We start from the raw sequence: 13,499 nt of genomic DNA on the forward strand, positions 1-13,499 counted from the left end.
AAGTCATATTGAACACAGTAAATTCAGTAATAACAACACTATGGATAGGTTATGACTTCGAGTTTCACGGAAATAGAACAAGAAAAGTGGAACAACATAAAAGTGCTCATCGTTGATGATCAGCTTTCGTGTGCGCAATTGGTCAAAAGTGTTTTAGACAAAATCGCAATTAAAGTCATAGATATCGCCACTTGCTACCAGCAAGCCTTGCAGCTGTGTCAAAACCATCGCTACGATATTGTTTTATTTGATTTTCACCTTAATCAAAACATCAATGGTGGTGAATTACTCACCTTACTACGTAAGAAAAACATCATTGCGTCAAATTGCGGGGTGATTTTTTTCTCTGGTGATCGCTCACCAGAAGTTATTTCGACGACCATGGGCATCGATCCTGATTGTTTCCTCACGAAACCCATTAATATCGGCACACTAAAGCAGCGAATTAGAAACGTTTATCATGTTTGCTTACAAAGAAAGTCTATTTATGACGCCTTAGATCAAAACAATATTGAGCAAGCGATTCAACTCTGCCGCCAATTATTACGAGAGCAAGGCCATAACCTTCATATTGAGACTCTATTACTTGATCTTTTGATGGCGCAGAAACAATGGCAACAAGCAGAACAATTACTTACGCTTTTTAAGCAACGGTCTCAACATCACAAGCTTGCTTTAATCGAAGCTCGACTCGCAGCCAAACAAGGTAATAGCAAAGAAGCAATAAGACAGCTGCAATTGTTGATCAAGCAAGTACCTCTGTGTGTCAACGCCTATGATGAATTAGCACGTCTTTATCAACAAAATAAGCAATTCGAAAGTGCATTAGATATAGCCCAACAAGGGTTAGCTCTAACTCCAACGATCCCACATCGTGCCTTACTGGTCGCTCAGCTTGCTGCTGATATGAACGAAATAGAGATCTTTCTCCAAGCAGGAAAGACACTCTCAACTCACCTGCCAATCATCGATAATCTATGGTTGGTTCACTTTGCTGAATACACCGCTATTTTTGAGCAAATCTATACAAACCAACTATCAAGTCAGCATAGCTATCGACTACAAAATGAAATCAAGCAGATCCATCAATTTGCTACGCAGCGACTACAGGAAACGCAATGTTATCTGCTCGATGCTTTCGCTAATGTGGTGATGGCAAGAATTAATTATACCGATCAACAAATCACCAAAGCGAAAAGACGCCTATTTCAAGGGCTTAAACCTTTCTTTGGTGTAATGCATCAAGCACCGTCCATTGTGATGATAGATGCACTACCTATGCTGATCAGTTTTGGCGAAACCCGTTTAATTGGCGAAATATATCAAGTGCTAATGACTCGTTCAGAGCTCGATGGGCATAGCCAATACCGCTTAAGTCAACTCAAAGAAAAACAGCTGATCATCGAAAATATTCGATTACTGGTCAGCCATTTAGAAACAGCAAAAGCCCATTTAGCGCAAGATCCACAACGCGCTAGCGCACTGTATCAAACTATTTTGCATGACTATCCATTATGTAGTGAAGCAATGCTTGGTTATTGTGATAGCTTGCTAAATCAACAACACTATCAACATCCTGAAGTTATTGAATACATCAAGCAACTTAAAATGCTACCACTTCCTGTGCCTCTTGCTCATTGGAGGAGTACTATTGTCACCAAACAATCCTCATCCCAACCACAGGTGATCAATCATCTTGGCGCAAATATATGAAAAAAGCCTAGTATATCAACATACGCTAGGCTTCTAACTTCAACTGGTTATTACGCTACAAATTTATAGAGAGTATAACTAGCGAATAAAGCGGTTATAGATAAATAGCAGTACTAATGCACCAACTGTAGCAACAACGATTGTGCCAACAAAACCTGATGCACCAATACCTAGTAAAGAACCTAGGAAACCACCAGCAAAAGAGCCCGCAATACCTAAACCACATGTAGCAAGCCAACCGCCGCCATCATTTCCAGGCATCAACCATTTAGCTAGCGCACCAGCAATAAGACCAACAATAATCCAAGTGATTATAGACATTACATTCTCCTTAGTATTTAACAGTAATAACACTATTACCGTGTAATCTTCATCCGAATACTATTTAAAACAATATGTTGTAGTATTTCGTACTCATCCAGCATAGACCTGATAAAAGACCTAATACAACTAAAGCTTGTATTTTTTATCTCTTTTTATCATCGCCTATATTTTCAGCCTGAGATAGCGGCTTAACTAAAAACTAATATATTGATTTTTAATCATTAAGTGTCAGCTAATAGCAAAAAATTAATTCTCTTATTAATAAATAAAACAGCGCTTTATTTATTTGACAAAGGAAATACCTCTTGGAATATGAATGGGTTATGAGTAATTGTTTCTTAATTACTAGCAAATCATTCCGTTATTCATTTGTTCTTAATGTTGCCTAAATATTAGTGACAGTGATCACAAATCCACCATCATCGGCAATCTATCATGTGTGCACATCATTTGTATTACATAAAGGCCAATCATGAACAGATTCGAAGGAAAAGTGGTGATTATCACTGGTGCAGGTAACGGTATGGGTAAAGCGGCAGCACATCGTTTTGCTTCCGAAGGTGCCATTGTTGTTTTAGCAGATCTTTACCAAGACGCATTAGATAAAGTACAGAGTGAGCTTATCGCAGAGAAAACTCTGAGCGTAAAAACTGACGTATCTAATGAAGAAGAGGTTAAGAACCTTATCGAACAAACCATTAAGAACTTCCATAAGATTGATATCTTAATCAACAATGCAGGTGTACATATCCCAGGTACGATTTTAGACGGTAGCATTCAAGACTGGGAGAAAATCTCTAGTGTGAATATCAATGGTGCGATTTACTGCTCTAAACATGCCTTGCCTCACCTTATTGAAAGCAAAGGCTGTATTGTTAACAACGCCTCTGTTTCAGGCTTAGGTGCTGACTGGGGTGCGGCATATTACTGCGTATCTAAAGGCGCAATTGTAAACCTTACTCGTGTTCTAGCACTGGATTTTGGCCTACAAGGTGTGCGTGTTAACTCTGTATGCCCAAGCCTAGTGAAAACTAACATGACCAATGGCTGGCCCGAAAATATTCGTAATAAGTTTAACGAACGTATTCCATTAGGCCGTGCCGCAGAGCCTGAAGAAGTTGCAGCCGTGATGAGCTTCCTAGCAAGCAGTGATGCAAGCTTTGTTAATGGTGTAAACCTACCTGTTGACGGTGGTGTTACTGCATCCGACGGTCAACCTAAAATCGTTGCTTAGCTATAAATAACCTATAATTACCGAAGGCGGCTCTTTATCTTTCTCGTCGCCTTCTTTTCTCTATTATTCTTTGCTTAATATCGATTAACCTCATCGTTTATTTAAAATAAATAGGCTCTGTTACGACTTAACATCTATGTTAGTATCTTGGCTTATCCGTAATTACATACAGACATAAATCGGAATAAATGATGAAAGTTATCTCCTTCAACATCAATGGGCTACGTGCTCGCCTTCACCAATTACAGGCTTTAATTGAAAAGCATCAACCTGACGTCATTGGTCTCCAAGAAATTAAAGTTCATGATGAAGCATTCCCATTAGCGGATGTTGAAGCGATGGGCTACAAAGTTTACTTCCACGGTCAAAAAGCCCACTACGGCGTAGCTATGTTATGTAAGCAAGAGCCAATCAGTGTACAAAAAGGCTTTCCGACCGATGATGAAGATGCCCAACGTCGTATGATCATGGCAACTTTCAAGCAAGAAAACGGCAAGGATCTCACTGTGATGAATGGCTACTTCCCACAAGGGGATAACGTAAGCCATGAAACAAAATTCCCTGCGAAAGAAAAATTCTACGCGGATCTGATGAACTACTTAAATACTGCCCACACTAACGATGAAGAGTTAATTGTGATGGGTGATATTAATATCAGTCCTATCGATTTAGATATCGGTATTGGCCCAGCTAACGCAAAACGCTGGCTAAAAACAGGCAAATGTTCATTCCAACCGATTGAACGTGAGTGGTTACAAACCCTATTAGATTGGGGCTTTATTGATACTTTCCGTCAACTACACCCAAGTGTCGACGATAAGTTCTCATGGTTCGATTACCGCTCTAAAGGTTTTGTTGATAACCGTGGTCTGCGTATTGACGTGATCCTTGCAACACCATCACTGGCTGAGCGTTGTGTGGAATCTAATATCGACTATGAATTACGTGGTATCGAGAAACCATCGGATCACGCGCCGATCTGGTCGACATTCAAATAAAAATAAAGGTGAGTCTTTACTCACCTTTTTACTATCTATTTCACTTCACTCTAAGGGACTACCTATGAAGTTATTCGTTTTTGACCATTGCCCTTTCTGCGTCAAAGCCATGATGATCACAGGCTTGAAAAAAGCCGATATTGAGTTGGTTTATCTGCAAAATCACGACATTGATGCACGAATCGAGAAAGTGGGGGCTAACATGGTGCCAATCCTCCAAAAGCCGGACGGTAGCTACATGGCTGAAAGCCTTGATATCGTCAAATACATCGACAATAGCGATGCGCACCCAGTACTGACGCCTGAGGTTCATCAACAAGAATTAGTGGAATGGGCAGAAGCGGCTCGCCATTGTGTGCCTTATTTGCTCTACCCTCGTTGGCTGAAAATTGACTTACCAGAGTTTCAAGTAGAAGAAGCGAAAACATGGTTCCATGACAAGAAAGCACCAATGCTATCAGTCAGCTTTGAACAAGCGTTTGCAGATTCTGCGCACTATATTGAACTTGCTAATAACGCACTGCAAACATTGGAATGGTTAACATTGCCATCGGAGCGTAATAATCAGCTAAGCTACGATGATATTCATCTATTCCCGATGCTGCGTAACCTCACAGTCGTAAAAGGCGTTCAATACCCAGCTCGTGTTCGCCAGTACATTAATGAAGTATCTGCACTCACATCCGTTCATCTGTATGATGATGTGGCGGTGTAAAACACATCACCAATAACACAAAAAGCCCAGCCTTGATGATTCAACGCTGGGCTTTTTGTCTTCCATCCCCCAAGTAATGGCGAAGATAGACTAATCTGTTATTTCAGTCAGTGGCTGTAAATGACGTAAGTATCGTGCTTCCAGCTTCTTAAAGCCCCAGATAATGGCAAACGTCAGTACCATGTAACATAAACCCGCAAACAAGAATGACTCGAACGGTGCATAGTAACGAGAATTCACTATCCGTGCCGCACCGGTTAAGTCCACAATGGTGACAATACCCGCCACCGCTGAGCCGTGTACCATGAAGATCACTTCATTGCTGTAAGCCGGTAACGCTCGGCGTAACGCACTTGGCAAAATAATACGGCGAAAAGCTTGAAGTTGGCTCATACCATAGGCTTTGGCCGCTTCTATTTCTCCTTGTGGCATACTGTTAATTGAACCGCGAATAATTTCAGCCGTGTATGCAGCAGTATTTAAAATGAAAGCCACTAACGCACAGAACCATGCTTCTTGCCACAATGTGCCTTGCACTTCGATAACTTGGCTTAAGCCGTAATAAATCAGGTAAAGCTGGATCAACAGTGGTGTGCCACGGAAGAAGTAAATATATGCCCAAGCCGGAAAGGCAATAAATTTGTTGTCGCTATTGCGCATTACACCAATCGGAATAGCACACACTAATCCAATCAATAGCGATACTGCGACCATCCACACCGTAGTGTAAAAACCTTCAAGGTAGATCTGCCAGCTTTCAGTAAAAATCGTAAAGTCCATATCACTACCTCGTCGGAATACTGTATTTACGCTCAGCCCAATTAAGTGCCAAGGTCGATATCGAGGTAAAAATTAAGAACACAATCGCAACGGTAAAATAGAAGGTAAAAGGTTTTTGCGTTGTGCCTGCGGCTAATGCGCCCTTACGCACCATATCATCAAGGCCAATGATCGAGACCAAGGCGGTAGTTTTCAGCAATACCAACCAATTATTACCAAAGCCCGGTAAAGCATGGCGGATCATCTGTGGTAATAAAATACGACGAAACGAAAGAAAACCGCTCATCCCATATGCTTTGCCCGCTTCAAGCTCGCCTTTATCTACCGCTAAAATCGCGCCACGGAACGTTTCTGCCATGTAGGCACCAAAGATAAAACCTATGGTTAAGACACCCGCAACAAACGGACTGATCTCAATATAATCGGGTAAATAACTCGTCCATTCATGGTTTGGATCAGACTGAGTGAAATGGTTATTCAGCCATTCATTAATGTTATATAAGCTGTCATTAAGCAGCATTTGACCGCCGAAGAAGATCAGCATCATCAAGACAAGATCGGGAATACCACGGATCACCGTCGTATAAAGTGTGGCAATCGCACGCGCCCAGCGATAAGGCGACAACTTGGCTAATGCACCTAACATCCCCAAGGTGGCAGCAAGCAATAGTGACAACAGTGCAACTTGAATTGTTATCCATGCGCCTTGGGCTAGAGACCATCCATATCCATATAAATCGAACAACGGCATACTCCTTCATTGTTCAAAATAACGAGCACGTACCATCACCTATAAAGTGTTAGCAACAGCACATGCTCTTATTCAGCTATGAGTTACTGACCGTAAACGTCATAGTTGAAGTACTTCTCTGCAATTTTTTGGTACTGACCATTTTCACGTAACGCTAGGATCGCTTCGTCTAACTTTTTGGTCAGATCTTTATCTTGCTTACGTACCGCAATACCAAAGCCTTCACCAAACCACTTAGGATCTGTCAGTGATGGACCAATAAATTCAAAGCCCTCACCGCCGTCTTTATTTAGCAATCCTTCTTCCAGTGCAGATGCATCACCTAGCACGCTAACAATACGACCTGCTTTTAGATCAAGGTAGGCATCATCAAATGAACCGTAACGTACAATTTCAACTGAATCACCAAAGTTGTCAGTTAAGTATTTATCGTGGGTCGTTGCACGTTGAACACCAATTTTCACCCCTTTTAAACCTTCTTTAGTAAAGTCTAAATCTGTGCCTTTCTTTGCTACAAACTTATTAGGGATCAGGGCATATTTCCCCGTGAAATCGATTTTCTTTTTACGCTCTTCGGTGATCGACATAGCGGCGATGATCGCATCATATTTACGAGCGAGAAGCGATGGAATAATACCGTCCCAATCTTGAGCAACGATCTTACATTTCACCTGCATTTGCGCACAAAGTGCGTTTGCCATATCAACATCAAAGCCTTTAAGTTCGCCGTTTGGCTCAGTCCAACTAAATGGAGGGTAAGCACCTTCAATACCAAAGCGTACTTCTTTCCACTCTTTTGCTTGTACTGCTGATGCGCCCATCGCAGAGATCAATGCTGCGGCTAAAATCCATTTTTTCATATCGCTTCTCCTGTTTATATTCAGTGATCAGAGCTATCTCGCCATGATCATCACGCTTAAAAGCGTAGTCATCTATTAGCAGAGTGACAAACACCCTACGCCTTAGTCGATAACTCTAAGTTTAGTAAATAGACGAAATAAATTGCTGCAATCTTTCGGATTCTGGATTGGTAAAGAGTTTATCGGGGTGACCTTGCTCTTCTACTAATCCTTGATGGAGGAACATCACTTGATTTGACACATCACGAGCAAACGCCATTTCGTGAGTTACCACCAACATGGTACGCCCTTCTTGTGCGAGATCTTGCATGACACCCAGCACTTCACCGACAAGCTCTGGATCGAGTGCAGAGGTAGGTTCATCAAACAGCATAACTTCCGGATCCACCGCAAGCGCACGCGCAATAGCGGCACGTTGCTGCTGACCACCAGATAAATGGGCTGGGTAATAATGACGACGTTCAAATAAGCCAACGTTTTGTAATAAGGCTTCAGCTTTTTCAACCGCTTCTGCTTTCGGTACGCCTAGAACATGCACAGGTGCTTCAATCACATTTTGTAGCACTGTCATGTGCGACCATAGATTAAAGCCTTGAAATACCATGGCTAGACGGGAGCGAATACGTTGTACTTGTTTCTCGTCAACAGGAAGGAATTCACCACGGCGATTATGATGCATTTTTATCAATTCACCGTTAACCCAGATCTCGCCTTGCGTTGGGGTCTCTAATAAGTTGATACAGCGTAGAAATGTGCTCTTTCCTGAGCCTGATGAGCCAATAATCGACACTACATCACCACGGTGAGCAGTAAGAGAAATCCCTTTTAGCACTTCATTGTCACCAAAAGATTTATGCAGGTCGTTGACTGCTAGCGCCACGTCATCCTTCATGTGCGCAAACTCCTGTCTTATAGAAATTGTCACTAACTCGAATAGCTATTCTTTAGCAGAGCATGACATTTCATTAAAAATCATCTTTTTCGAAAGTATCACCTGAAAATAATTTTTGCAACATTCCATTAACCTAACTGAAATAACAAACACAGCACCAAATATCGCCTAGTTAGGCAGTTTTAAAGCATAAAAAATCACAAAACTTTAGTGAAAGGGTTTTATCTTTACATTTTTGATAAAGTGAATGTTCAGTCATTCCAAGTAGAGCAAAAAACCAACAGTTACTTTTTAAGCAGAATTTAATTTTACGCTTAATTTCCTAACACGAAATTGATGAAAATGCAGCAAACGCTATCGTAGAATAAAGCCATAAATATACATGGGCATAAAAATTCGCTTTATTGCCTTACTCTGCTATGTTTTTCTCAATAATGAAAACGACTCAAAAATGCATAGTGTTGAATCGAAGAGTGTTAGTTAAATATCACGATTTTTTTGACTTTTAACAAAAACGATAAGTAAAAATTACAATAAAACGCGTCATTCACATTTTTAAGTAACAATTAAAATTTTTTTTAGTTTTATCGCCATTTTTAACGGTCAATATACGCTAAAAAAAACAACGAAAAACACTAAGTTGCTGATTTAAAATGGTTATTTATTTTAAATGCAAAGCAAAATAATAACTGTAAGAAAATTACATTAAAATTTTTTTTAGTTTTATCAAAAAAATTATACTCTTACTTTTCAACAACTTAAAAGTTTTCACTGTGTCATAATTTGACGAATTTTGTTATAAATTTTCACCGCAATGATCTAGGTCAAGTTTGTGTTTTATCAGTTTTGGTATTATCAACTCAGCGAATTTAATCTCACTTTCACTCACACAAAGAGCACCTGAGAAAATGGAAAACAATCCTTTCGACTCATTGATGCCACCAGCAATGGCACATAAAGCAGAAGAAGTTGGTGTATACAAAGCAACAAAGCACCCGCTACAATCTTTCTTCTTAGCGATCACCGCTGGTGTATTTATCTCTATCGCATTCGTGTTCTACACAACCGTTACGACTGGTGCGGGCTCTATGCCTTGGGGCATGGCAAAATTTGTAGGCGCATTAGCGTTTAGTCTTGGCTTAATCTTAGTAGTTATTTGCGGCGGCGAGCTTTTTACCTCTTCTGTTCTCACCACTGTTGCTCGCGCAAGTAATCGTATTACTACTGGTCAATTATTACGTAACTGGGTTGTTGTCTATATTGGTAACTTCATCGGTGCATCATTCTTCGTAGTATGTATTTGGATTGCAAAACAACACCTTGGCGATAATGGCCAATGGGGTATTACGGCAATGAAAATCGCACAACACAAACTACATCATACATTCGGTCAAGCAGTTGTACTGGGTATGCTATGTAACTTGATGGTATGTTTAGCGACCTGGATGACATTCTCTTGTCGTAGCGCAACTGACAAGATCATGGTAATGCTGCTACCTGTTGCGATGTTCGTTGCGTGTGGTTTTGAGCACAGTATTGCAAACATGTTTATGATCCCAATGGGTATCGTGATTCACAACTTTGCATCACCAGAATTTTGGGCTATGACGGGTGTTAACCCTTCACAGTTCGCAGATTTAACTGTAAATCATTTTGTTATGAACAACTTAATTCCAGTCACTATTGGTAACATCATTGGTGGTGGTTTCTTAGTTGGTCTAACGTACTGGGTTATTCATCGTCGCCCTGAACTTAAAGGCAATAGCCATCACTAAGTTCAAACGTCGATAACACTTATTTTTTTCTACTGAATAGTAATAGGTAGGTATACAATGGCAGAGCAATTTACTGCATGGGAAGGCTTCACCGCTGGTGATTGGCAGAACGAAGTAAACGTTCGTGACTTTATCCAAAAGAACTACACTCCTTACGAGGGTGACGGCTCTTTCCTAGAAACAGAAGCAACTCCAGCTACAGCGAAACTATGGGACGCTGTAATGGAAGGTATCAAGCAGGAAAACGCAACTCACGCACCTGTTGATTTCGATACTGACGTTGTATCTACTATCACTGCACACGATGCAGGTTACATCGAAAAAGAACTTGAAACTATCGTAGGTCTTCAAACTGACGCGCCTCTTAAGCGTGCTTTGATCCCTAACGGTGGTATCCGTATGATCGAAGGTTCTTGTAAAGTATACGGTCGTGAACTAGATCCAACTATCAAGAAAATCTACTCAGAGCTTCGTAAGACTCACAACCAAGGCGTTTTCGATATCTACACTAAAGATATCCTAAACTGTCGTAAGTCTGGCGTTCTAACTGGTCTTCCAGATGCTTACGGTCGTGGTCGTATCATCGGTGACTACCGTCGCGTAGCGCTATACGGTATTGATTACCTAATGAAAGACAAGCTAGCTCAATTCAACTCTCTACAAGAGCGTTTTGAGAAAGGCGAAGATCTACAGATGACTATGCAACTTCGTGAAGAAATTTGCGAACAGCACCGTGCTCTAGGTCAAATCAAAGAGATGGCTGCTAAATACGGTTGTGATATCTCTGGTCCTGCAACAACTGCACAAGAAGCAATCCAGTGGACTTACTTCGGCTACCTAGCTGCTGTTAAGTCTCAAAACGGTGCTGCAATGTCTCTAGGTCGTACTTCGACTTTCCTAGACATCTTCGTTGAGCGTGATATCGCTGCAGGTAAGATCACTGAAGCTCAAGCTCAAGAAATGATCGACCACTTCGTAATGAAACTACGTATGGTTCGTTTCCTACGTACTCCTGAGTACGATGAGCTATTCTCTGGCGACCCAATCTGGGCAACAGAATCAATGGGTGGTATGGGTCTTGACGGTCGTACACTAGTTACACGTACTAACTTCCGTTTCCTAAACAGCCTATACACTATGGGTCCTTCTCCAGAGCCAAACATCACTGTTCTTTGGTCTGAGCAACTACCTGTAGGCTTCAAGAAGTTCTGTGCGAAGGTATCTATCGATACTTCTTCTATCCAGTACGAAAACGACGACCTAATGCGTCCAGACATGAACTCTGACGACTACGCAATCGCATGTTGTGTATCTCCAATGGTTGTTGGTAAGCAAATGCAGTTCTTCGGTGCTCGTGCTAACCTTGCTAAGACTATGCTTTACGCAATCAACGGTGGTGTTGATGAGAAGCTTAAGATGCAAGTTGGTCCTAAGACTGAAAAAGTAACTGCTGAAGTTCTTGACTACACAGACGTGATGGATCGCCTAGATCACTTCATGGACTGGTTAGCAACTCAGTACGTGACTGCACTAAACGCAATCCACTACTCTCACGACAAGTACAGCTACGAAGCATCGCTAATGGCTCTACATGACCGTGACGTTAAGCGTACAATGGCTTGTGGTATCGCTGGTCTTTCTGTTGCTGCTGACTCACTATCAGCAATCAAATACGCTACAGTTAAACCAATCCGTGATGAAGACGGTATTGCAATCGACTTCGAAATCGAAGGCGACTACCCTAAATTTGGTAACAACGATGCTCGCGTAGATGACATCGCTTGTGACCTAGTTGAGCGCTTCATGAACAAGATCCGTACTCACAAGATGTACCGTGATGCGATCCCAACTCAGTCTATCCTAACTATCACATCTAACGTTGTGTACGGTAAGAAGACTGGTAACACTCCAGACGGTCGTCGTGCAGGTGCTCCTTTCGCACCAGGTGCTAACCCAATGCACGGTCGTGATGAGAAAGGTGCTGTAGCATCTCTAACATCTGTAGGTAAACTACCATTTGCTCACGCTAAAGATGGTATTTCTTACACATTCTCTATCGTACCGAATGCACTAGGTAAAGATCTTGATACTCAAGAAACTAACCTAGCTGGCCTAATGGATGGTTACTTCCACCACGAAGCTGGTATCGAGGGTGGTCAACACCTAAACGTTAACGTTCTAAACCGCGAAACTCTAGAAGACGCTGTTAAGAACCCAGAGAAATACCCACAGCTAACTATCCGTGTATCGGGTTACGCAGTGCGTTTCAACTCTCTAACTCCAGAACAGCAACGTGACGTTATCTCTCGTACTTTCACTGCATCTCTATAATTTAGAGCTTACAGTTTAGTATGTAGAAAGCGTGCTTTCTGATAAAAACCGGTCTTAATGGCCGGTTTTTTTATATCTGATGTTTACGTTATTCCCCTTCCTCTCTTCACTTCTTGGCGTTTTGATTTGCCACTAAACGTTTTCACTACTGGCTATAAAATAACAATGTAAAACTGCCGTTAAAATGTAGAAATTCACGATAAATATTGGCAAATATCCCTGATTTTCATCCTGATATTTCGCTACAATAGACCCGTAGTTTGTAATAAAATAACAACTAAATAGAACGCAGCACGCGGAGAAAGTAAGCAATGTCAGCAACAGGTCGTATTCACTCATTTGAATCTTGTGGAACCGTCGATGGACCGGGTATCCGTTTTATTGTTTTTCTACAAGGCTGCTTAATGCGCTGTCAGTACTGTCACAACCGCGATACATGGGATACTCATGGTGGTCGTGAAGCTACTGTTGATGAACTAATGCATGAAGCGAAATCATACCGTCACTTCATGAATTCTTCAGGTGGTGGTGTGACTGCATCAGGTGGTGAGGCAATGCTTCAACCTGAATTTGTACGTGACTTTTTCCGTGCCGCACAAGCTGAAGGTATTCATACCTGTCTTGATACTAACGGTTACATTCGTAAGCACACTGATGTGGTTGACGAAGTGTTAGATGCGACCGATCTGGTAATGCTTGATCTTAAGCAAATGGACGACAGCATTCACCAAAACCTTGTTGGCGTACCAAACAAACGTGTACTTGATTTCGCACGTTACCTACACCAACGTGGTCAGAAAACTTGGATCCGTTATGTTGTAGTACCGGGCTACACCGATGATGAACGCTCTGCTCATCTACTAGGTGAGTTCATTAAAGATATGGACAACATTGAGAAAGTCGAGCTGCTACCATACCACCAACTAGGTGAGCACAAATGGGAAGCAATGGGCTTTGATTACCCACTAAAGGGTGTTAATCCGCCGAAGAAAGAAACCATGGAAATGATCAAAGAGATCCTTTCTAGCTATGGTAAAAAAGTGATGTACTAACCCTACAGGTATATCCATATAGTGGTATCAAAAAAGCGAGCCTAAATGCTTAATGCCGATCAGTTAAGCTAAAA

General features: G+C 41.5%; 12 protein-coding genes. 7 read left to right on the plus strand and 5 right to left on the minus strand.

Annotated features, from left to right (window positions below; all coding sequences use genetic code 11):
• Window positions 1-51: 51 nt before the first annotated feature.
• Entirely contained in the window at window positions 52-1,713 is a 1,662-nt protein-coding gene (locus Q7657_RS19865; protein ID WP_107165508.1) for a response regulator, read from the plus strand.
• A gap of 78 nt (window positions 1,714-1,791) precedes the next feature.
• On the opposite strand, the gene Q7657_RS19870 is transcribed toward Q7657_RS19865, so the two are convergent.
• The gene (locus Q7657_RS19870; protein WP_008987703.1) at window positions 1,792-2,034 is read right to left on the minus strand and encodes a GlsB/YeaQ/YmgE family stress response membrane protein; all 243 of its coding nucleotides are present in this window, start codon (window positions 2,032-2,034) and stop codon (window positions 1,792-1,794) included.
• Window positions 2,035-2,509: 475 nt separating this feature from the next.
• Between Q7657_RS19870 and budC the strand changes: the two genes are divergently transcribed.
• From budC to grxB, 3 genes are all read left to right on the plus strand, one after another.
• Window positions 2,510-3,271 (plus strand): meso-2,3-butanediol dehydrogenase, encoded by a 762-nt coding sequence (budC, locus tag Q7657_RS19875; RefSeq protein WP_107165509.1) that lies wholly within the window; start codon window positions 2,510-2,512, stop codon window positions 3,269-3,271.
• A 191-nt stretch (window positions 3,272-3,462) separates the two neighbouring features.
• On the plus strand, window positions 3,463-4,269 hold the full coding sequence (xthA, locus tag Q7657_RS19880; protein WP_107165510.1) for an exodeoxyribonuclease III: 807 nt from the start codon (window positions 3,463-3,465) through the stop codon (window positions 4,267-4,269).
• A gap of 64 nt (window positions 4,270-4,333) precedes the next feature.
• Window positions 4,334-4,984, plus strand: a complete 651-nt coding sequence (gene grxB, locus Q7657_RS19885; protein WP_107165511.1) for a glutaredoxin 2 — start codon at window positions 4,334-4,336, stop codon at window positions 4,982-4,984.
• Between the two features lie 90 nt (window positions 4,985-5,074).
• On the opposite strand, the gene Q7657_RS19890 is transcribed toward grxB, so the two are convergent.
• The 4 genes from Q7657_RS19890 to Q7657_RS19905 form a co-directional block, all read right to left on the minus strand.
• Window positions 5,075-5,764: an ABC transporter permease gene (locus tag Q7657_RS19890; RefSeq protein ID WP_053987109.1), complete on the minus strand. Its 690-nt coding sequence runs from the start codon at window positions 5,762-5,764 to the stop codon at window positions 5,075-5,077.
• A 4-nt stretch (window positions 5,765-5,768) separates the two neighbouring features.
• The gene (locus Q7657_RS19895) at window positions 5,769-6,509 is read right to left on the minus strand and encodes an ABC transporter permease (protein ID WP_023931453.1); all 741 of its coding nucleotides are present in this window, start codon (window positions 6,507-6,509) and stop codon (window positions 5,769-5,771) included.
• An 89-nt stretch (window positions 6,510-6,598) separates the two neighbouring features.
• Window positions 6,599-7,375, minus strand: a complete 777-nt coding sequence (locus Q7657_RS19900; RefSeq protein WP_053987110.1) for an ABC transporter substrate-binding protein — start codon at window positions 7,373-7,375, stop codon at window positions 6,599-6,601.
• 121 nt (window positions 7,376-7,496) lie between these two features.
• Window positions 7,497-8,267, minus strand: coding sequence for an ABC transporter ATP-binding protein (locus Q7657_RS19905; protein WP_107165512.1), 771 nt, complete (start codon window positions 8,265-8,267; stop codon window positions 7,497-7,499).
• Window positions 8,268-9,175: 908 nt separating this feature from the next.
• Between Q7657_RS19905 and focA the strand changes: the two genes are divergently transcribed.
• The 3 genes from focA to pflA all read left to right on the plus strand — a co-directional run bounded on the left by focA (window position 9,176) and on the right by pflA (window position 13,425).
• On the plus strand, window positions 9,176-10,042 hold the full coding sequence (focA, locus tag Q7657_RS19910) for a formate transporter FocA (protein WP_023931450.1): 867 nt from the start codon (window positions 9,176-9,178) through the stop codon (window positions 10,040-10,042).
• Window positions 10,043-10,099: 57 nt separating this feature from the next.
• A complete protein-coding gene (gene pflB, locus Q7657_RS19915; protein WP_107165513.1) occupies window positions 10,100-12,373 on the plus strand; it encodes a formate C-acetyltransferase in 2,274 nt (757 codons plus the stop codon).
• Window positions 12,374-12,684: 311 nt separating this feature from the next.
• Window positions 12,685-13,425 (plus strand): pyruvate formate lyase 1-activating protein, encoded by a 741-nt coding sequence (gene pflA, locus Q7657_RS19920; RefSeq protein ID WP_053987112.1) that lies wholly within the window; start codon window positions 12,685-12,687, stop codon window positions 13,423-13,425.
• Window positions 13,426-13,499 lie beyond the last annotated feature (74 nt).

Source organism: Candidatus Photobacterium acropomis, assembly GCF_030685555.1.
Classification (GTDB): Bacteria; Pseudomonadota; Gammaproteobacteria; order Enterobacterales; family Vibrionaceae; genus Photobacterium; species Photobacterium lucens.